The sequence below is a fragment of the Candidatus Nitrosacidococcus tergens genome, assembly GCF_902810445.1.
Taxonomy (GTDB): domain Bacteria; phylum Pseudomonadota; class Gammaproteobacteria; order Nitrosococcales; family Nitrosococcaceae; genus Nitrosacidococcus; species Nitrosacidococcus tergens.
Genome location: NZ_LR778175.1, coordinates 1033380 through 1055393, shown reverse-complemented (window position 1 = coordinate 1055393; position 22014 = coordinate 1033380). Strand labels below are relative to the sequence as shown.

At 35.6% G+C, this 22014-nt stretch carries 17 protein-coding genes and 1 riboswitch; of the genes, 6 read left to right on the top strand and 11 right to left on the bottom strand.

Going from position 1 to position 22014, the window contains the following annotated elements; genetic code table 11:
• The 5 genes from NSCAC_RS05105 to NSCAC_RS05085 form a co-directional block, all read right to left on the bottom strand.
• Complete coding sequence (locus NSCAC_RS05105; protein ID WP_197743781.1) at positions 1 to 963, bottom strand: hypothetical protein; 963 nt, start codon at positions 961 to 963, stop codon at positions 1 to 3.
• A gap of 7 nt (positions 964 to 970) precedes the next feature.
• Positions 971 to 1669, bottom strand: a complete 699-nt coding sequence (locus NSCAC_RS05100) for an HAD hydrolase-like protein (RefSeq protein ID WP_197743780.1) — start codon at positions 1667 to 1669, stop codon at positions 971 to 973.
• Positions 1670 to 2773: 1104 nt separating this feature from the next.
• Complete coding sequence (locus NSCAC_RS05095) at positions 2774 to 3706, bottom strand: DNA adenine methylase (protein ID WP_197743779.1); 933 nt, start codon at positions 3704 to 3706, stop codon at positions 2774 to 2776.
• A 645-nt stretch (positions 3707 to 4351) separates the two neighbouring features.
• On the bottom strand, positions 4352 to 8731 hold the full coding sequence (locus NSCAC_RS05090; RefSeq protein WP_197743778.1) for an ATP-binding protein: 4380 nt from the start codon (positions 8729 to 8731) through the stop codon (positions 4352 to 4354).
• Between the two features lie 616 nt (positions 8732 to 9347).
• Positions 9348 to 10982 carry an alpha-D-glucose phosphate-specific phosphoglucomutase gene (locus NSCAC_RS05085; protein WP_197743777.1) on the bottom strand — a complete coding sequence of 545 codons (1635 nt, stop codon included), beginning with the start codon at positions 10980 to 10982 and terminating at the stop codon, positions 9348 to 9350.
• A 63-nt stretch (positions 10983 to 11045) separates the two neighbouring features.
• Positions 11046 to 11127: riboswitch (Fluoride riboswitch) on the bottom strand.
• A gap of 130 nt (positions 11128 to 11257) precedes the next feature.
• On the opposite strand from NSCAC_RS05085, the gene htpG reads away from it, so the two are divergent.
• A complete protein-coding gene (gene htpG / locus NSCAC_RS05080) occupies positions 11258 to 13213 on the top strand; it encodes a molecular chaperone HtpG (RefSeq protein WP_197743776.1) in 1956 nt (651 codons plus the stop codon).
• Positions 13214 to 13553: 340 nt separating this feature from the next.
• A complete protein-coding gene (locus tag NSCAC_RS05075) occupies positions 13554 to 14063 on the top strand; it encodes a DUF1269 domain-containing protein (RefSeq protein WP_197743775.1) in 510 nt (169 codons plus the stop codon).
• A gap of 410 nt (positions 14064 to 14473) precedes the next feature.
• Here the strand turns inward: NSCAC_RS05075 and NSCAC_RS05070 are convergent, their stop codons facing one another.
• A complete protein-coding gene (locus NSCAC_RS05070; protein ID WP_197743774.1) occupies positions 14474 to 14653 on the bottom strand; it encodes a hypothetical protein in 180 nt (59 codons plus the stop codon).
• 132 nt (positions 14654 to 14785) lie between these two features.
• Positions 14786 to 15361 carry an HdeD family acid-resistance protein gene (locus NSCAC_RS05065; protein ID WP_197743773.1) on the bottom strand — a complete coding sequence of 192 codons (576 nt, stop codon included), beginning with the start codon at positions 15359 to 15361 and terminating at the stop codon, positions 14786 to 14788.
• A gap of 701 nt (positions 15362 to 16062) precedes the next feature.
• On the opposite strand from NSCAC_RS05065, the gene NSCAC_RS05060 reads away from it, so the two are divergent.
• Positions 16063 to 17220: a GNAT family N-acetyltransferase gene (locus tag NSCAC_RS05060; RefSeq protein ID WP_197743772.1), complete on the top strand. Its 1158-nt coding sequence runs from the start codon at positions 16063 to 16065 to the stop codon at positions 17218 to 17220.
• Between the two features lie 16 nt (positions 17221 to 17236).
• Positions 17237 to 17875, top strand: a complete 639-nt coding sequence (locus NSCAC_RS05055; RefSeq protein ID WP_197743771.1) for an MBL fold metallo-hydrolase — start codon at positions 17237 to 17239, stop codon at positions 17873 to 17875.
• A gap of 2 nt (positions 17876 to 17877) precedes the next feature.
• On the opposite strand, the gene NSCAC_RS05050 is transcribed toward NSCAC_RS05055, so the two are convergent.
• The 3 genes from NSCAC_RS05050 to NSCAC_RS05040 all read right to left on the bottom strand — a co-directional run bounded on the left by NSCAC_RS05050 (position 17878) and on the right by NSCAC_RS05040 (position 19416).
• Positions 17878 to 18285, bottom strand: coding sequence for a thiol-disulfide oxidoreductase DCC family protein (locus NSCAC_RS05050; RefSeq protein WP_197743770.1), 408 nt, complete (start codon positions 18283 to 18285; stop codon positions 17878 to 17880).
• Between the two features lie 3 nt (positions 18286 to 18288).
• Positions 18289 to 18615: a YkvA family protein gene (locus NSCAC_RS05045; RefSeq protein ID WP_197743769.1), complete on the bottom strand. Its 327-nt coding sequence runs from the start codon at positions 18613 to 18615 to the stop codon at positions 18289 to 18291.
• A gap of 375 nt (positions 18616 to 18990) precedes the next feature.
• Positions 18991 to 19416 (bottom strand): methyltransferase family protein, encoded by a 426-nt coding sequence (locus NSCAC_RS05040; protein WP_232085888.1) that lies wholly within the window; start codon positions 19414 to 19416, stop codon positions 18991 to 18993.
• A 159-nt stretch (positions 19417 to 19575) separates the two neighbouring features.
• On the opposite strand from NSCAC_RS05040, the gene NSCAC_RS08955 reads away from it, so the two are divergent.
• Entirely contained in the window at positions 19576 to 19914 is a 339-nt protein-coding gene (locus NSCAC_RS08955; protein ID WP_197743767.1) for an ArsR/SmtB family transcription factor, read from the top strand.
• Positions 19915 to 20091: 177 nt separating this feature from the next.
• Positions 20092 to 20814, top strand: coding sequence for an arsenical resistance protein ArsH (gene arsH / locus NSCAC_RS05030; RefSeq protein ID WP_197743766.1), 723 nt, complete (start codon positions 20092 to 20094; stop codon positions 20812 to 20814).
• Positions 20815 to 20861: 47 nt separating this feature from the next.
• Here arsH and NSCAC_RS05025 read toward each other — a convergent pair whose 3' ends face one another.
• The gene (locus NSCAC_RS05025) at positions 20862 to 22004 is read right to left on the bottom strand and encodes an aminoglycoside phosphotransferase family protein (RefSeq protein ID WP_197743765.1); all 1143 of its coding nucleotides are present in this window, start codon (positions 22002 to 22004) and stop codon (positions 20862 to 20864) included.
• Positions 22005 to 22014: the final 10 nt, after the last annotated feature.

Here is a 22014-nt window from a genome sequence, read left to right as displayed (position 1 = left end):
TTAATTTCTTAATACAGTTTTCCCAATAGAGTAAAAAGTAACTGAATTAGCACCATTGTCAAGCAATGCTTGGATAGCATCTTCATCAATATTTACGCTTTTTGTGTATAAATCGTCTATAAGTAAAATATCTTTTCCCTGTATCTCAGTTAAAATTGTGCAAGTATTTTTTGTAATTCCTGGATATGGTAAATTTCCGTCCCCACCTTGACCATTTCTATCTAAATGCGTTGTTCTCGTGTTTGTATGGCGAATAATGTATTTTGTCCCATTGCTAAAATCGGGCAACACATCGACAACTAAACTAATAATTTCCCTAAACAGTAGTTGGTCTTTTCTGTAATGATTTTCTGCTTTTGAACGTGGAACAACACAAACGGTTAGGTTATTGAAATTTGTTTTGTTTCTAATTTTAGGTAAGTCTGTTAATAAAAGATGTTCTAATCGCTGTTTTGTTCTAGGCAAACGATAAGGAAATGGGCTTACATCATTTTTTATAGTCCAAATCATATTTTCAATTGTTCCGTCTATACGCCAATTTCCGCCACTATGATAGTCAGCGTGATAAAAAGCTGTCACATCTCTTGTTAGATAATTATTAGCGTAAATTGTAAATTTATTTTTAAATTCAAGCTCTGCTTGTTGTTCTTTAAGCTGCCTTTGTTCTAGTTCTTGTTTTCCTTTTAGTACTTTTTCAAGCCTCGCTTGTCGTTCTTTACGTTGCTTTTGATCTAGCTCTTGTTTTCTTTTAGTTAGTACTTTTTCAAACAACTCTGTAAGCTCTGCTTGTCGTTCTTTAGGTTGCTTTTGTTCTAGTTCTTGTTTTCCCTTTAGTACTTTTTGCTTTTCTGTGGCAGATGAGTTATTAAAATAGGAAGAGCGATTAGACCGGTTTTTGCTGCTATTAGAATAGTCGTATAGATATACAACTAAAACAATAGCAATAAAAAAGAGTGTAGCCATATTGAATTTAAATAGTTTTAATTTTTATGATTTTTTGAATACCCGCATTTTTAGCGTTTTCAATTTCTACTTGTTCATTTTCAAAAGCAATAACTAGATTAGGCGATACACCTAATTTGGAAATTGCGTTTTGAAATTTGTTTATCTTTTTGTCGTTATTGCTAAATTCTCTGCAAAAGATGTTGTTAAACTTATCTTCAAGCCCAAAGTGTTTTAATGTTACCATTGCTCTGTTTTTGTAGGAATTTGTAACTAAAACAGTTTGATTTGTATTTGAACATTTGAAAAGAATGTTAACAATTTCAGTATTCAGCTTGGTTTCGTGTAAAAAATCATTGTAGTATTCTTCTTTTTCTTGGATTATTTTTTCGTAATCACTTTCTGTCAAATTAGGAACAGTATTTTTGAGATTACTACGATTAAAACGTTTGCTAGGATTGTATATCAGACTATGGTCTGATTTTGTTACTGAGAGTATTGCTTTCTTATAAGAAAGAAAATTAACAAGATTTGTATCAATTAACGTTCCATCCAGATCAAAGAATAAAACTGTATTAGCCGTGATCTTATTACCAATATTTTGCGCTACTTTGTCTGTTTGCTTCATTTTGCTGTTCGTTTTCGGCTCGGTAGTTGTCTCAAGGACGGTTACTACACTTGCTGCCAATGTTTGGGCAGCTTGACGCAGGGCAGATTTTACCGACAAATGTTTGATGCAAAAATAATTTTCTTATCAAAAAAATTTAATCGAAACGATTTGTTTGCCTTGCGACCTGCCTGTTATGGGCAGGTTTTCTTTTTATTCGTCTGAAAAGTTAAATACTTACGTGACTGCTTTTGATAATTTGTTGTAGCCCGCAAGTTTACTCCATGTGTTGCCGAGGGGGGTGCATTGCAAAATTCAGAATTTCTAGAGTATTTAGTAAAAATCATTAAGATGGTTCTCTGTTATTATAAGTACAATAAGATATTATCTGATTGAATACAAAAAAGAAATAGATGATTGCTATACTAATAAGAAGTATCTAATTATCTAGACTAAATCTGCCTAGACTTAAAGAAGAGAAAGGAGATTTTACAGAAGAGCAGGATTTATTTATTGTTTGTTAATGATGAAATTTTCGTTACATTACCCATGGTTTTATTACTGCTAAAACACTCATTATTAAAGTTATACCCCCAATAACCCAAACAGAAACTTTAATTGTATTTTGATTGTCGGTAAATAACTGTATTTGCGTATCGGCTTCTGTTTCTATAACTTGTTTCAATTCCTTTGTATTTTTAGAAACTCAATTTCAAAAATCTCCTTGATTTGGTTTTTTTTCGTTCTCTATTAATTTTTTGATTTTCGATTGATCGTCATCAAGTTTTATTTAAATCATTCTTTCAAGTTCTTTGTAAAAGCCATTATTTTCTTTTCGTATATGGTCTGTTTTTTCTTTGATAAGCTTGTTAAATTCAATTTTGGTTTGTTTGTTAGCGATTTCAATTTCTACTAAACTACTTGTAACTTTTTCTTGCTGAGCCTTTTGTAACTCATTTATTCGGTCAAGTATTTTGTTGTTTTCTTCAAACCGATCGATTATGGATTATGTCATTATAGATTTCCGTGAGTTGCTGTAGTTTTTTGTAAGCACTCGAAGCATATTTGAGTTGTTCAACTTCTTGGTTGAAACTTTCAAGCGTTTGATTAGATTTTTGCGAGCTGCTCATATAACTTTCTATTAAGGTTTTTCAATATATTTGTAAAAGTTTCATAGTTTAGTTGAACCGAAACCAACACCTCAAATTTTGCTTTAAGAAGATTTCAAACTGCTCTGACATATTCTTTTTCTTTGCTGCTTACTTGATTTGTAATTAGCAACTCCGTTAATTTACCTCTTTTATTAGGATTTGCGTTTATGCTTCTTTTCGCTTCAACTCTTTGAATGTTGAAACCTGAATACAAATCATCAAAAAAATTATCGTTTTTATCTTTTCCTTTTATGTCTGAATTACTTAAAATCCAACTGTGATTTAAAACGTCAAGTTTATTGCAAAATTCCTTTAAACGAATTTGTTCATCATCGTTAAATTCGTCTTTTGCGTAAGAATTAAAGCTGGAAGTTTCATTCAATGGTTTGTATGGCGGATCAAAATAAAAAAGTGTCTTTTGTTCAGAAAAATTAATGGTTCGTTCAAAATCTCCGCACAAAATTTCTACTTTATGTAATGCTTCGCTAACTGCTAAAATATTTTCTTTGTCGCAAATCATCGGCTTCTTGTAACTGCCCATAGGCACGTTATATTCATTCTTGCGATTTACTCGATACAAGCCATTGAAGCAAGTGCGATTAAGGAAAATAAACAAAGCAACTTGCCCGCTTATTGTTTCTTTTCTGGTGTTATATAAAATCCTTTTTTCGTAATAATAAGCCTTTTTATTGTCTTCGTTTCCTTCCAAAGCGTGAAATTCGCTTTGCAAAATCTCAAGAATTGAAATCAATTCTTTTGGGCTTGAAGCGATTTTTTTATAGGTGTTTATTAAGTCCTCATTGATGTCATTAATCACAGCTCTCTTCAAGTTTGGAAAGTTATTCAACATCCAAAAAAGCACCGCACCGCTTCCCACAAAAGGTTCGATGTAAGTAAAATTTGATTTTACTATGCCTTTGGGCAAAACCTTTTCAATGTCGTTAATGAGCTGAGTTTTTCCACCTGCCCACTTCAAAAAAGGTTTTGCTATTTTATTTTCAGCCATTTTAATTTCTAATTTCGTTGTATGTTTCAAGTTTATAATTTCAATTTTTGCTTGAAGTCAGTTCGAAATAGAAACTTATCGGAATGTTGATTTTTGCCCGGTCGCGGTCGTTCTGTCTACTAAGGTCTCCGCCACTCTAAGCCGTAGATAGCGTAGGTAGCCATTTTTACGATGATGTTAAGCTCGACTCTGCATGATTTGTCCGTTCATTTGATTTTTCGTGGTGCATTAACTGGTAGCTCTTTTGCATTTTTATTTGGTTTTTGTAGCGTTGGCTAATATTTCATTTGTTTTAAAAAGTCTTTCAGTTTAATTGTCGCTATACCGAATCCTTTTGATTTGAGCTGGAATCTATTGTCAGATGTTAGTATGATATGACTATCAATATAAAATTGTCTAGCAATTTCTTATTCTTATCAAAGTTGTTTGATAGCAAAGATAAATTGGCTGTATCCATTTTGATATTATGGTTGTCAAAATTTTCATTGATTTGTTTAATGACTTTTTAAACATTAGTTAAGGCCGCTTCGATTTTTTGCATTATCATCTTGAATGGAAGAAACAAAACATTGTAGATTTTCATTTTTGCGAGGTGGAGAACATATTTTAATGAGCTCGTCTTGAATTGAATCTATATGCTTGGTGTTATTGATAATTATCTTCAATATTTAATAATTTTAATAATGCTCTTGATTTTTCTCCTGAATTATTTTTATCAATAACTAAAAGGTGTTTATTCGCATCTCTATTCGCTTGACAAAAGCTAAATAATTCTTCCATTGTTTTTTTGTTTTGATAAGCTAAAATGTGATTTGTGTTCAGTTGAAGGATTTCTTCGGCTGTATGGTAAATTTTAATTCTTGATTTTGTGCTAAAATCTAATGCCATTTTATAACCTTCATTTTTCATTTTCAAAATCTCATTCGGGTGTATGTATGCAAATGCACCTCTCGCACTATGAACAAAGTATTTTTCATTGTCATTTTCCAAATGGTTGTAATCTTTATTCGCTACCTCAAAATATATGTTCAACTCCTTAGCTAACTTGATTTTTGCAATCAAATTAAAGAGCTTTTGCCACTTTTTCGGTTGAGAATCTGACAATTCTAATATGTTTTTTAATTCGGGAACAAAGCTATTCCACTCTGTTCCTTCAAGTTCGGAAATGAAATAATTTACATCATCTAAAGAAGAATTGTTTATTTCTGGTTTATCTTGTTTTTTATCGCCCTTTAATTGTTTTTTAAGTACTTCATTTTCTTTTTTAAGTTTTTCTGTTTCGTCCGTATGCTCTCCAAATAATTGCCACAAATCTTCAAATGAGAAATCATTTTCATCATCGGAAGCTATTTTTTGAAGTGTTTTCTTTTTGTCTTCTTTGTTGTTCAGATAAATTATGTTATCGTTTACAGCATAATTATCTTTATAGTAATGGTAAAACACATAGTCGTCTATTTCATTAAGATCAACAGCAATAGGCATTTCGCCATCGTACAGATAAATTGTATAGCGCTCTGTTTTTTTCCACTCTGTTGATTTTTCTTCCAAGCTTTCAAAGTTATATTCGTCTTGAATTATCAATTTTCGTCCTTTTGCTCTACTGGAATTGATTACTCTGACAATTTCTTTGAAAATAGAAAATTCATTTTCTTTCCTTAATTCAATTCTTTTTTCTTTCAGCAATTCCAATGTATTAAAAAGCATTTTCCCGTCTGCAAGTTTTTTGTCCTGTGCAATCGTATTTTCATTAAAATCCGTTTTTGATAGGAAAAACTTACGCAAGGAAACCAATGTTGAGTTTTCAGTAAAAATACCTATTTCTTCAAGTTCAGATAATTTTATCTCTTTTTTTGTTATCCAATCTTGTAAGTATTCGGGTAATTTTTCTTTTTCTGATGCAAATTCAGAAGGGAAAACTGCACTATTCAAATCAAAACCTAATTTGGATAAATCAACTTTTGACTTTTGCTGGTGGTAGAATATTAGAAAGAAAAATTGTTCTGGATTAGCGAATGTCTGAACTTGCTCTAAAAACTTTTTGAAAACATCTTCAATTTTAAGTTCTTCATTAACGCCAAACAAAGCATTTAGTTTTTCGTTTGATATTCCTTGTTTTGAAAACAAGGATATTAAATCACCTACCAAATTGCTGTTTTGATGTGTTGAAGGCAAGATTTTAGACAAGCTAAATTCCTTGTTTGAAATTTTTATCTTGTCGTTAAACAATGAAATCTCTGAGAGTGTGAAGTTTCGTTGTCTTGTTTCAATTATTACTTTGTTTTTAAATTCTTTATAATCGCTTTTTTTCAATTCATTACAAGCCAAATCCAAAATTTTGAACTCGTAATCTTCTTTTGTATAAGTTGTTTCTGAATTAAATCTAAACTCAGTAAGTTTTTGTAGGAATTTATATTTTGCTTTGTATTTTACAATATCAACAAGAGTTTTCTTATGTTCGTCTATATCAACAAAATCCAAAAGTAAACCATGTAAATCGTCTGCTTTTACAATTCCATCATCTTCTTTATAGTTCAAAAATTCGTATGGCAATATGAATAGATTATTTGCACAATTTGCATCAATAAAACTTCTTGCTTCTTGGTCAACAGATTGAACTTGATAGGTGTTATTAGTTTTTCTTACTATCAAAAATCCGCTTTCATTTTTCTTTATGATGAACTCTCTAAAAAATTGTCTTTGATTATCTTGATAAAGTTCAATTAGTGATTTGATTTCGTTTGCTTCGGTTAATTCTGAAAGAATTACATCTTGTTTAGGAAGATATATTTCCGTAAACAAAGACTTTTTTTCAGAAACTAAAAACGGCTTAAGTTCGGTAAAAAACTCATCGCTTTTTATTTTGTAAGCGTTTAGCCAACTTAGTGTATTGGAATCTAAATCAACAAGTTTGTTTAATGGTTTAATTTCTGAATTGCTGTCGCAAAACAAACACAAATCTTTTAATGTGCTTTCAGCTACATTATCAAACTTCGTAGTTTCATTTATGAAATTAAGAAACAGTTTTTTCTTTTCTTTGGCTGAAAGTTTATTCGCATTTTCTATGCACCATTTAGCAATTAAGTCATAATGTTTTTTATCATCGGGTATAACAACAGAAGAAAATATTTTAGGGAAATCTTCTATCAATAATTCAGAAACTACTAATCCTAATTTGATAAGTTCGTTTTTTATCTCTTTAGTTTTTATGTTACTGAAAAAACAGTTTGGGAAACCATAAATTGCTTTTCCGTAAGGGTCTTTTTTTACTACTTCACTAAAAGAAAGAAATTTGTCGTTTGAAAACTTAAAAAGTTTTATATCAAGAAGTTTCTTTTTAGTTGTATCTCGTAAATAAGTATAATTTTCTAATTCTTTTAAAAATGCTTCATATTGTTGTGTGTCGCAATTAGCAATCCAATTATTTATGCTTTCAAGAGTTGCGTTTTCTACAACATCTCTAATATCCCATTCTTTAATACCTAATTTTTCAGATTTAGTTGCTTCGTCAATCAATAATTTATCTGCTTCATTATCCCATTCAAACCATTGAATATGACTTAATCCAAAATCGGATAAATTGACATTGATTTTTAATTTATTGATCTTTACATTTCGGAAATTACTAGAATAACTACCACCTTTGGTGGGAATATTCTCTCTGAGAAAATACAAAATTCTGTTATAGAATATTGGCCGCAACCAAACATTATTTTGCTTGTCGGGGATATCTGAAAGTAACAGAACAGCATAAAGATTTAAAAATCCATCTCGATTGTAGTTTTTATCAATGTTCTGTCTGTGTTTTTTTAATCTGTTAATTATAAATTTAGCAAACTCTGGGAATAGATTATTGTTTATTTTATCTTGCTGTAATTTACGGCGATTTACTTCGTTGCTAAAACCATCACAATGAACAATAAATCCAAAGCCATTATTTTCATCTCCCATTGGAAAATATTTATAGAAATTAGGCGATTTTTTAATTTCTTTGATATTGTCAAAAGCATTTATATTGCCGAAATCAATCTCAGGGTATCCAATACAAAATTTAATATCAAACTCTTTGTATTCGGGTGAAATTTTTTGAAAAGTTTCTGATTCTTTTGGTATTCTACCTTCGTTAAGTTTTAATTTAATTTTGTCAATGTGATTTTCATTTATATAAACCTCTTTCAAATTTTTCAACATGTTCATGGAATACTGAATCCCATTCACAAGCTCGCCGTAATCTCTGTCTAAAACAGCCTTTTTACCTTCGCCTAACTTGATAAAAAATAAGCTCCCTTTTTCTAAAGTACGAAAATTTAGGCTCTCCGAATGTTTTTCAAAGTTTTCTTTGAGAAAATCGACAAGTTCGTCTAATTCCTCTTGAGGAAATAAAACTCTATCTTTGTACTCTAAGTCTTTTACAATTTCATTTGGCTCTGTCGGAAAGTTTGTTAGAATAATTTTGAGCAAATATGAATCAGAGGAGGATATAGATTCAATTTTTTCTTTATTCATCAAGCCTCGTAAGTCTTCAAATTTTGCCCAACTGAATAGAATCGGACCTTTGTATTGATTTACAAGTTCATATGTTCCCTCGTTTTTCCCCACTAATCTATGAGCCAATTTAAAGCCAATCCCAAACCGTCCAATTTTGTCAGGGTCTTTTTTGGTAGTTTGAGCTATGTTTAAAATAGATTGTAAGCCTTCAATATCAAACGGACTTCCGTTGTTTATGGCTAAGAAATATTTTTCGTTGTAGAAAATGTAAAAATGAGCAGAACCACAGTCAACAGCGTTTTGCAAAAACTCATAAATAGCTTGTCCATCTTCTGCAATTTTTAAAATTGAGGGTAAATAGCTTGCAATGTCAGGCTTATCTCCATGATACATTTCAAAAAAACCCTTAACTTTCGGTTGCCCAACTTGTTCGTAGTAAGTGCCTACAAAATTTTCATTGTAGCTTTTATTGTCTCTGTCATGTTCTTTGATTTTGGTCTTGTACCAAAAACGAAATGATTTTGCACTTTTTATTTTCATTACAATATTGTAGGTATGAGTTTATAAAATTTTATTCTTGTCGTTAGCTGCAATTGAGATAAAAACAAATGTGCTGCAGCATTGGTTTTATGCAGTTGTGTAAAATTTCAGTACGGTTGTTCAATAGGATGACCGATAACAAGCAGTAGATTAGCGTTTGGGACGGCAATCTAGCACAAAAACCCAATAGAAGCACATTAGAGATATTTCTCCCTTAAGCTGACAATCTCCGGTAGAAATAACTATGGAATGCATAACATTTAGCTTGGTTTCAATATCTCTGCCAATGCTTTTTGATGGCAATAGTTTTACCGTAAGAGGTTTTGGTTTAAGTCTAATTTTTTTTCAAAACCTAGCTTTTTATGGGCTTAGTTTTGATGACAAATAAGCCGTAGGAAGAAATAATGAGATGAGCAGTCTGCACAGATCTATAGCTCTCTTTAGTATAGAGAGTTGAGCATAGATCTTCTGGTAGCTGCTGATAAGCAGGTATCTATTAATATTTTTGGTGATATTAAACATAAATTTATTAAGTAAAATGGTTATTGTTGAATAATATATTGCTTTTTATTATCCGTTATTTTCTCCTGATTTAAAATAGTGAAAGATAAGCAGATCAAGTAATGATTGAAGGTTGGCTGCGACCTGTTTTTTCTTGAGTTTGAGCAATATTTTGGGCTAGGGTAGCAAGGGTACTTAAGACTTGTTGGGAATTTTGATTGTGTTGATTAATATCTTGAGCGAAGGATTCTAAATATACCCGTAAAGTGGCTCCTTGCGTCCCCGTTCCTGAAAGACGATAAATAATCCGCGATCCATCTTCAAAACATAGCCGAATTCCTTGATGCGCAGTGATTGTATGATCCACTGGATCTTGGTAAGAAAAATCATCAGCGATATATATTTTATAGCTGCCAAACTGCTTACCCACTAAAGTAGAAAGCTGCTTATTTAAATCTTCCATAAGCGTTTGGGCAGTTTCTAGCGGTAAATCGTCATAATCATAACGACTATAAAAGTGGCGACCATATTCTGCCCAGTGATTTTTCACCATAGCAGCGACCGATTGCTTTTTCACTGCCAATAAATTAAGCCAAAATAACACTGCCCACAGCCCATCTTTTTCACGGATATGATTAGCCCCCGTGCCAAAACTCTCTTCACCACATAAGGTAATTTTCCCAGCATCTAGTAAGTTACCAAAAAACTTCCAACCCGTAGGCGTTTCATAGCAAGGAATACCTAACTTTTCTGCCACCTGATCGGGAGCTTGGCTGGTAGGCATAGATCGAGCGATTCCAACTAATCCCCCTTGATAACCGGGCACAAGATGAGCATTAGCAGCTAGCACAGCTAGACTATCGGCAGGCGTTACAAAAAAATGCTGACCTAAAATCATATTCCGATCCCCATCTCCATCAGAAGCTGCTCCAAAGTCTGGAGGAGCTTCCCCATACATTTTCTCTACTAAGGTTTTTGCATAGACTAAATTAGGATCTGGATGGCCGCCACCAAAATCAGGAAGCGGAATATGGTTGAATAACGCACTTGGCTGAACGCCTAACCGATGTTGGAAAATAGCCTGAGCGTAAGGGCCAGTAATTGCGTGCATAGCATCAAAACACATTTGAAATTTTTGCTGCTTAAAGTGATCTTTAATTTGATCAAAATCAAATAAAGCTTCCATTAAAGCAAGGTAATCGGCAATAGGGTCAATAATCTCTACTGTCATTTCTCCTAAGATATAAGTGCCTAACTGATCTAAAGGTAGATCTTCACCTTGACAGATAAAATAGCGATTAATTTGCTGGCTTTTCTGATAAATAGCTTCAGTGAGAAATTCAGGAGCAGGTCCTCCATTACTGGTATTGTACTTTACTCCAAAATCCCCATCTATTCCTGCTGGGTTATGGCTTGCTGAAAGGATAATCCCGCCCAAAGCTTGGTGTTTACGAATTACGCAGGAAATTGCTGGGGTAGAAAATAATCCATCCCGACCCACAATTATTTTGCCAATCTGATTAGCAGCCGCTATTTTTAAGATAATCTGAATGGCTTCTTGGTTATAGTAACGACCATCACCTCCCAAAACTAAGGTTTTAACTGCTGGGGAGTCTAAAGCATCAAAGATAGATTGAATAAAATTCGCTAAATAATTGAGCTGTTGAAAGTGCTTAACTTTTTTTCTTAGCCCAGAAGTACCCGGGCGTTGATCTAAATAGGGGGTAGTGGAGATTTTTTTAATGAGCATATTATTCTGTTTGAGTAAAACATAGCTTGTTCAGCTTAAGGATAACAGAATCTAATTTTCTAAAAACTAATAGGCATTATTAGTGGGCAAACCACACACAGTTTATAACCTGAAGTGATAGGAGAATACCATCTCCAACGACTAGCTAAAATAGCTACTGCCATATAGTTTAGTATCGAAAAATTTACAGTAAATTACCCCCTTGATTATTTAAAAAATGCCCTTATGTTAGGGTAAGTAATTTTATTGATTATAAAAAAAGGAGATTTTAGTACATGACCACCCCTAGTCCTAAGGAAACCCTAGGCTTTCAAACAGAGGTGAAGCAACTGCTTCATTTGATGATTAATTCTTTATACAGCAATAAGGAAATTTTTCTGCGGGAGCTGATTTCCAATGCCGCTGATGCTTCAGATAAGTTTCGCTTTGAGGCTCTCACTAATAATGCTTTATTTGAAGAGGATAGTCATCTAAAAATTCAGATTGCTTTTGATAAGAATCAACGGACTATTACTATTGCTGATAATGGGATTGGGATGGAGCGGCAAGAGGTAATTGATAATATTGGTACCATTGCAAAATCAGGGACTCGTGCCTTTTTAGAAAATCTCTCTGGGGATAAGAAAAAGGATATGCACTTAATTGGGCAATTTGGGGTAGGGTTTTATTCTGCCTTTATTGTGGCTGATAAAGTGACCTTAGAAACGCGCAAAGCCGGTTTAGGTGCTGATCAAGGAATTCGCTGGGAATCGGAAGGAGCGGGGGAGTTCACCGTTGAATCTATCGATAAACCCACCCGAGGCACTACGATTACTTTGCATCTAAAAGAAGGAGAAGATGAGTTTTTAAATAGCTGGCGATTAAGAACCATTATTACCAACTACTCTGATCATATCGATGTCCCCATTGAAATGATTAAGGAAGTTCACGATCATGACCATAGTCATGATCACGGGGATGAGAACAAAAAAGAAGAAGAGGAAGAAATTAAAGAGATTAAAGAAGAGTGGGAGCAGGTTAATAAAGCCACTGCACTTTGGACTTTATCTAAAAATGAAATTAAAGAAGACGAATATAAAGCTTTTTATAAACATATCTCCCATGATTTTGAAGATCCTATGGGTTGGACTCATAATCGAGTAGAAGGCAAGTTAGAATATACTTCATTGTTATTTATTCCTGCCCGTGCCCCCTTTGATCTCTGGGATCGAGATCAACGCCATGGTATTAAGCTTTATGTCCAACGTACCTTTATCATGGATGATGCAGAGCAACTGATGCCCCGTTATTTACGGTTTATTAAAGGGGTGGTGGATTCTAATGATTTACCTTTGAATATCTCTCGAGAAATTCTTCAGAATAATAAAATTATTGATACCATCCGAGGCGGATCGGTGAAGAAAATCCTGGGTATGCTAGAAGATATGGCAGAAAAAGAGCCAGAAAAATATCAAACCTTCTGGAAAGCATTTGGACAGGTGATTAAAGAAGGCCCCGGCGAAGATTATGCCAATCGGGAACAATTAGGTAAATTACTGCGGTTTGCTTCTACCCATAATGATAGTGATGCACAAGAGGTCTCTTTAACCGATTATATTGCTCGGATGAAGGAAAAACAGGAGAAGATTTACTACATTACTGCCGATAGCTTCCTTGCAGCGAAAAGTAGCCCTCACTTAGAAGTATTTGCTAAAAAAGGGGTAGAAGTACTTGTTCTCTTTGATCGGGTAGATGAATGGTTGATTGCTTCCTTGCCAGAGTTTGATGGCAAACCCTTACAATCAGTGACCAAAGGAGAGCTTGATCTGGGGGATATGGAAGATGAACAAGAAAAACAACAACAAAAAGAATCAGAAGAGAAATTCAAGGATTTAACCGTACGAGTTAAAGAAACCCTTGGAGATAAAGTCAAAGAAGTCAGGCTCACCCATCGACTCACCGATTCTCCTTCCTGTCTTGTGGTAGGGGAGCATGATATGAGCAGCTATCTTGGACGACTCCTTAAAGAAGCAGGACAACAAGCCCCTGAAGTACAACCTACTCTGGAGCTAAATCCAACTCATCCCATTGTGATTCGGTTAAAATCAGAGGAATCTAAAGAAAAATTTGATGACTGGGCTAATTTACTATTTGAGCAAGCTTTAATCACCGAAGGTGGGAAGTTAGAAGAACCGGCTGCTTTTGCTAAACGGCTTAACCGCTTACTTTCTTCCTATGCTTTTCAGATATAGGCAAGTTTAGCTTAAGTTGATTTAAAATCTGCCCCTACTATTTAGTGGGGGTAGATGATTTTTCATAATTTATAAAAATAATTTTAATTTCTTTTTATCCTCTTTTTTTCTCTTGCTTACCATATTTTTTATCAAGATTAAATTTGCTATTCTCAAATACTTTTAAAGATATATTTAATATAAACCTTTAATAACATTAAATTTATTTTTTTGATCCTATAGATAATTGAGAATCTTGAACTATGTTTAATAACAGAATAAGGAAATTCTTTAATAAAAGTAGGATAACTACCTAAGTAGAGAACTTACTTGTAGATGCAGGTATTAGGAGGATATAAAAATGAAAAGGCTTTATTTTTTAATCCAAGATATTGAAGATACTAAGAGAGTTGTTAATGAGCTTTTGCTTTCTCATGTAGAGGAGCGTCACATTCATGTTATGGCCAAGGAAGGGATTGTCTTAGAAGGATTGCCGGTAGCAGGATTTCTAGAGAAAAGTGATTTTATCCCATCGCTTGAAAAAGGTGTCGTCATTGGAGGATCTGTAGGCATTATTGCTGGGATAATCGCCTCTCATTTTATGGCAGATACAGGTATTATTGCAGGAGGAGCAATACTTGTCACTGCACTTGCAGGGGTAGGCATTGGAAGCTGGGCTTCATCTATGATAGGTGTAGGTGTACCTAATACTCAAGTAAAAAAATTTGAAGAAGCAGTCAATCAGGGAAATATTTTAATGATGGTGGATATTCCAGCCAAGGATGTAGAAAGGGTAACCCATCTTGTAGGAAAGGATCATCCCAAAGTAAAGGCTCATGGTGCTGAACCTGCGGTTCCTTGTTTTCCGTGAAAAAATCTTAGTAATAGGGTTTTGATTAAAGTTTATTGATTTCTCCGTACTGTCCCTAGTTAGGTCTATTTAAGTGGGCTTAACTAGGGATTAGTTTATTTGTATTTTTTAATGGTATTGTTGTACCCAAATGATATTGGTAATTCGTAATCCTCTACTCTGTGGAATCTAAATTAAAAATAGATTCTGTAACTTTATACATTAAAAATTTCTTTCGCTTTTTTTCAATGTTTCTTAAGAATTGGCTTACTTACATTGGTTTGCCCATTAGAAGGTTCGCCAGAGAAATGATAAAATTTTTCAGGATACTCAGGGTTACTAAACTCACTCCATTTTTTATAAGAGTCGTAACTTAATGGCTTTTCAAGGTTAAAGGGAATTGGTGTACCTGTTCGAATGCAAAAACCATTTTATTTTAAATCTGCTATTTTTGTTTCATTTTTTGAAGACTGCTTTTCTCGAGTGGATGTTTTTTCTGCTTTTTCTACAGAAACAATGATTTCATCACTGATTCGAATTAATCTTTGGGCTTCTTCATAAACATCTTTATATAATTCTGGATCGCTACTTTTCTCAATGTAAATACCCATTTATAAATTCAAAGAGTTTTTAGAAATGCTCATAGGGATCTTTACCTCAATGAAGGCAAGATAAAGATCCCTAAATGTTTTTTGAATTAATTTGTAAGACGGAGATGAGCTATTCTAAGCTTCTGTTTATGATTATGCTTTCAGCACCGTGGATAAGCTTCTTAGATCAAAGGCTAGGAATATTTGGGTAAGTCCAAAACTGAAAAAAGTAAAGGCAGTAAGAAAGATAATGCTAATACCGGCAAATAATGGATTATCAATGAGAATAAAGGAGAGGATAAGGCTTAATATCCCAAGAATTAGCGAAATCCACCAATACCTTACTTTAAATTTTTGTAATTCTATGGCAACTCCAATTGCCCAAAATCCCCTAAACATCACCCAAAAGGCAAATAATATGGGTAAGATTATCATGGTGATCTGAGGATAAATAATTAGGATGATACCAAGAATAAAATCTATAATGCCCCCAGCTAAGTGCCAACCCCAGCCATGAATCTTATTTTTGTTAGAAAGAGCAAAAGAGATGCCTGATATTCCTGAGACAAACATCATAACACTGAAAAATACGCTCAATGCTAAGTAACTAGCCATAGGGGTTTTAAGCACCCAAAACCCACCAATAATAAAAAGAATACCTACAACTAAGTGGGTCCACCAATTTTTTATGGTATAGGTTTCTTCAGTTTTTTTGGTTATTTTTTCCATATTTCATTGTGCTCCAGTGATTAAAATAAGCAATCTGTTCTATTGTGTTATGGGGGCAAATCTAGGAATTACAAGTAGATTGAAGTGAGCGAGCATAGACTAATTTTAGGCTTATAAATATCCTTTGCTGCCCTCGCTAATTTCTTTCGACTATTGTTTGTGCTGTTGGTTTCATTTGTTTTTCTTTTAGCTCTGGTGCTTCTTGTTGTTAGGGCTATCTATCCGATAGGGATTACCTGCCCCATAGGGATTATTGATACTATCAGGAGAGAATCGATTGCTATAGCGTCCATAGAGATTAGAGATAGAATCTGGATAATAGGGGTTGCTACTTAATTTTCCTCGATAGTTCCCTTAGTTATCATAAAGTTTAGGGGTATCAGTGGCATAGGGGTTTTGTGCTAAATTGATTTAAATAAGTGTCCGCATGGGCACTGGAAAAAAGCATTCTTAAAATGCCAATCAGTATTTTAGATTTATTCATTTTTTGGGCTCCTTGTGTTTATAATTAAAACTCTACTAAACTAGAACAATAAATAATATATTGAATTTATTAATAAAATTAATTTTATATAATTAAACCTATAAGGGATAGAAAGCATAACTTACTGATTACTGATATTTACTCCTCATCTTTTTATTTTGAAAAGATCTTTTAGATTCAGTCGGGCTTAAGATAGGCTATAACTTAGGAGACTTATTTGCCTGATTTTGATTCAAAGTTAATTTTTACTCTTAGTCAATCTATCCAAATAGTTTCTGCTAACCAGTGGAATAGATTAGTAGGAACGGATAATCCTTTTCTTCGCTATGAGTTTTTTGCTGCCCTTGAAGTAGGCAATTGTCTTGGATCTCATATAGGTTGGTTTTCCCAATATCTTTTAGGTAAAGATCCGGAAGGTAATTTAATTGGGGCGCTTCCTTTATTCCTAAAAACCAATTCCTTTGGAGAGTTTGTGTTTGATTATCCTTGGATTGAAGCGTGGGAACAGATGGTAGGGCACTATTATCCTAAACTGGTAGTAGCTGTACCTTTTAGTCCAGTCACTGGATTTCGCTTGCTTTTACAACCTAATATAAAAACAGAAGTAGCCCAATCTTTTATTCAACAAGTTATTACCTTAGCTGAAAAATGGGGTGTTTCTTCTCTTCATTGGCTATTTCCTCAAGAACAAGAGCTAACTTCTCTTACCCAAGGTGGGCATATTCAACGGTTAGGCTATCAATTCCATTGGTATAACCAAGGCTATCATAATTTTGATGAATTTTTAGAAAGATTTACCTCTAAACGGCGTAAAGAGGTACGGCGAGAGCGAAAACAAGTACAAGAACAGGGGATTACCATTTCTATTATTCACGGTGATGAAGCTTCCGAATCCCACTGGCAAGCCATGTATCAGTTTTATTTGACCACTTTTGAAGAAAAGGGAAATTATCCCGCATTAAGTTTGGCATTTTTCAAATCTCTTGGAGATTCTATGGGAGATTCGGTGATTTTGATGCTAGCACAAAATTCACAACAAAATTGGATTGCTGGGGCTTTTTATTTACGTAGTGATACTACCCTCTATGGTCGTTACTGGGGGTGTACAGAAAATATTCCCGGGCTACATTTTGAGCTGTGTTACTATCAGGGGATTGGCTATTGTATTGATCATAAAATTCATGCTTTTGAGCCGGGGGCACAAGGAGAGCATAAAATTAGCCGTGGTTTTTTACCTACCCCCACTTGGTCTGCTCATTGGTTTAGTCACCCTGGATTTCAAACCCTAGTCACTCAATTCTTTACTAAAGAGCATAAAGTAGTGCTACAAGATATGACAGAATTATCAAAACATAGTCCCTATAAACAGACATAAATTTTGTAACCAACCTATGGATTTTGAAATTATTCCTGTCACTAAGTTTCATCAAAACTGTACTTTGCTGATGTGCAAAAAGACGAAAAAAGCAGCGGTGGTGGATCCGGGAGGAGAAATAGATCATATTTTGGTTACAGTGGGAAAACATGGAGTAAGTCTAGAAAAAATATTGCTTACCCATGGTCATATTGATCATGTAGGGGGAGCAAAAACACTGGCTAATCAGTTAAATCTTCCTATTGAAGGTCCTCATATTGAGGATCGAGCTTGGCTTCAAATGCTCTCTACCCAAAGTGAAATGTTTAGTTTTCCACCTACCCAAGGATTTAGCCCAGATCGATGGCTTGCTCAAGGGGATCAAATTTCTTTTGGAGAAATTACTTTAGACGTATATCACTGCCCAGGACACACCCCCGGTCATGTGGTATTTTTTCATCCCCAAAGTAAGCTAGCTTTAGTGGGGGATGTGTTATTTAAAGGATCTATTGGGCGGACAGATTTCCCCCGGGGAAATTATGAAGATCTAGTTCGCTCTATTCGAGAAAAACTATTTCCTTTAGGGGATGAAGTACAGTTTGTACCAGGCCATGGTTCCATGTCTACTTTCGGGGTAGAACAAGAAACCAATCCCTTTGTAGGGAAAAATATCTAAAGCTAGTCTTTAGATTGATATGTGCTAGGTTGCCAATGGTTTTTCCATAAATTCCAACGGTACAATCCTTCGGCAAATAAACTATAACCTAACGCAGAAGCCTGTTTAATGACAGGTTGGGTAATTAACTTGCTCTTCCAAACTTCTTTAGGGGAGTGCCTCCAGATTTCTGCAAAAGCATCAATACCTATTTTTACTTCTCCTTTTTGATCAATTACATGAAGTTTCTTTCGTACTAACTCAAGATTATGAGAAACATCATGATAAACCCTTGTTTGGGTATGTACATCATGCCAAATGACACCTTTATTAGGCATTTTTGCTTTTTGAGACTTGATCCCTGCATTGCAAACAGGGCAGGCACTATTGTAGTAAACCTTAATCGGCTTACTCATATCTCTTTTATCCATACACTAATCTACCAAAAACCACTCTTGGACTTTAGCTTTAGCCTGCACTCCATGCTCTTCTTTAATATGAGCAGAAATAGTTGCCGCAGCAGCTACTAGCGTACCTAAATCATCTGTGTAACCAGCAAAAGGTAAAATATCAGGAATTGCATCAATGGGGGAAATAAAATAGATTAAAGCTCCGTACACTATTCTTTTTGCCCACTTTGGGGTTTGCTCATCCCGGGAAGCATAATAGAGCTTAAGTGCCGTTTCTATCACCTCAATCCCTGCTGATTTACCATGGGTAACAACTTTATTCCAAAAAGGATGATGTAAACGTGACTGCATTGATAACGTGCTTTACTGGTTAAAAATTTCTAAGATGTGCTGAGAACAGGAGTTTTTAAATTTCTAAACTTTGGAGCAATTTAACTTAATTTATTCAGTATTTCTCATATTATACACTGCAGCTAGCAGTTATATGCCACCGGTTATGATATAAAAGCTGGATGAAGTTAATGGCTTTTAGAGCGGTATAGTTATTAAGAGTTTATTAAAAAATTTAGAATTTTTTCTAAAGGTAAAAAAATTTTTGCAATAATGGATGAGTAATCATATTAAGTATTCTAGTGTAATTATTCTTGTAGATATGAAATTTTAGAAAAGAGAATCGTAATTTACAATATAGAAAATTACCTCATTGCAGGAAAAATTCTAGGAACGCTAGAAAATACAGGGAATGAATCGTTTGGTTTTCGTCATATATTCCCTGTATTCTGGGAATTTCTCTAATAATAACTTCTCTTCTTTATAAGATTTACTTATAAGCACCATGGCTAGCAGGACTAATCCTAAAAAATTAAGAAAATAATCATTATAAATTACTATCCCTGACATGGCAATAAAGAGACTAGTGTACATGGGATGGCGAATATATCTATATATTCCTGTGGTGATGAGTTGGGCATGATCCTTAATTTCAGGGTAAACGCTAAAATTGCCGGGACGATTAAAGTATAAAGTAATACAGCCAAGGAAAATACCTATCGCAAACAAATATAAACCTAAGTGAATACCCGGAGTATTACCAAAAGGTAGGACACAAAGGGATATGGCAAGAAGTTGTAGAACAACTAATATTTGGCTCATTGCTAACATACTCTATTTAGGGTAAAGATTTACATTATATTTACCAATCCTGATCTTTAAAATTTTCTTTTTTCTTATTTTTCAGTAGAAAATTAATCTATACTTCACATTGAATTATGTTAATTGACATACATACATTATGTCAATAATATATGACATATGGACATATACAATGCTATTGACAGTTTTGCAGCCCTCTCACAAGAAACTCGCCTGAAGGCACTCCGGATTCTTGTACGTGAAGAGCCTCAAGGACTTGCTGCCGGTGAAATCGCACGCCGACTATCCGTACCGCACAATACAATGTCTGCTCATCTTGCAGTGCTTTTGCGATCAGGCTGGGTTATTTCGCAGCGGCGGAGTCGATCGATTATCTATCATGCAAATTTGAAGCACATGAACGAGACGATACAGTTTCTTGTACATGATTGTTGTGCGAATCATCCGGAGATCTGTGAGCCATTTATGGTTCCGCAGTGTAGTTGTTTCGAAACCTAAGACGAGGAATAAGGTTATTTATGGAATCGCTAATTTACTGCGGACTTGAATAGATGATTAAAATCTCCAGTAAAGTATCGGAAATCGTCAAAGGTCTCAAAATATCGTTGGGTCGAGTGAGGAACGATTGGTAGATTTGCTTGGTAGTCCAATAATTATCTTTAAAAGAATGAAATCATGTATTACGCTATCGACAGTCTTCCTAATATAAATCCGGATAAATTACATCCGATTGATATCGATATATTAATTGCGCCGGGAGCATCTCGCCACCCGCCAAAAATCCTAGTACTCTACGGCTCTCTTAGAAAACGCTCTTATTCTCGTTTTGCCTCAGAGGAAGCTAGCAAACTACTAAGTTGGTACGGGTGTGATGTACGTACCTTTAATCCTTCTGGGTTACCACTACCAGATGATGCAGAATCTGACCATCCCAAAGTCATAGAGCTACGTAATTTGGTTGAATGGTCGGATGGCATGATGTGGGTAACTCCAGAACGTCATGGTGCTATGACTGGCGTTATGAAAACTCAAATTGATTGGATACCATTAGCATTGGGTGGTGTTCGCCCCACTCAAGGCAAAACACTTGCTATCATGGAAGTATCTGGTGGCAGCCAGAGTTTCAACGCAGTTAACCAATTGCGAATTCTTGGTCGTTGGATGCGAATGATCACCATTCCCAACCAGTCTTCGGTACCTAAAGCATTTGCGGAGTTCGACGATGCGGGTCGCATGAAACCATCGCCGCTATATCTGCGCATTGTCGATGTGTGTGAGGAATTGGTGAAGTTCACTTGGCTCATACGTGGTCGTACCACCTATCTTACCGATCGTTATTCAGAACGAGTTGAGAGTGCAAAAGCAGTTTCACGCCGTGTTAATCAAAGCACACACTGAACCAGAGTAAGTTGCACATGATCCTCAATTTCAGGAGTTGTGCAACATTAGCTAGACTGCTGGCGGTAGTCGGCCACCAGCCCACCTATGACCTGCCACGACGATTCCTGTTCGGGCTGGCCCTTGCCTTGGTCTGCGACGGTAATCAGTGCTTTCCACAAGGCCCACCCGCGAGCCCGATTCCACGTGTCCCTATCGAGGGGAAGCGCGGCGCGAAATGCTTCCCGGCTCTCGCCGGAAAGCAGCGTCCATGCAATCACAAGATCGCAAGCGGGGTCGCCTGCTGCCAAGCAGCCAAAATCAATCACAGCACAGAGAGCACCATCCTTCGCGAGAAAGTTGCCGGATGACATATCGCCGTGAACCCATAGCGGCGGGCCATGCCACTCCGACGATAGCGCGGCCGTCCATATGTCACCTGCAACCGACGTATCCATACGCCCGGCGAGCGCCAGCAGCGTGGAGCGGGTTTCCGCATCATAGACAGCGAGGCGGCCGCCACGTTGGAAATTATGCTTTCCGGGCAGAGGCCCGCCCGTCGCATCTATCCAATGTAAGGCAGCGAGAAAGCGGGCGACCGAACGGGCAAACTCGGTCCAGTCAGAAATACTATCTGCCGTTACCGGCTCGCCATCCAGCCATTCGTAAATCGACCAAGGCCAAGGATAACCCTCGGCCGGTGACCCCTTCGCCAGCGGGACGGGAATCGGCAGCGGCAGCGCGAGTCTCGGCAGCCATTCGTGTTCCTTCTCTACTTGCGCAACATAGGCAGAGGCGCTTGGCAGGCGCACCGACATATGATCGCCGAGGCGGAAAGTGCGATTGTCCCACCCACCGGGTTCTATGGACGTGATCGGCAAGTTCGACCATTCTGGAAACTGCGCAGCTATAAGCCGTCGCACCAGTTCGGCGTTTATGGATACGCCACGATTTTCAAGACTACCCAACATCCGCGATCCACTCCCGAAACCTGCAACATAGCGCGTTTCAGGATAAACGCTAAAATTGCCGAGACGATTAAAGTATAAAGTAATACAGCCAAGGAAAATACCTATTACGAATAAGTATAAACCTACTCTAATCAAAAAAATCAGAATAATTGGAATACTCAGAAGGATAGCAATTTCTATGATAGCAATGAGTTTGAAGATTAAATCCACAAATTTAGATGTCAAAGAGATGATATTCAAAGTATATCAA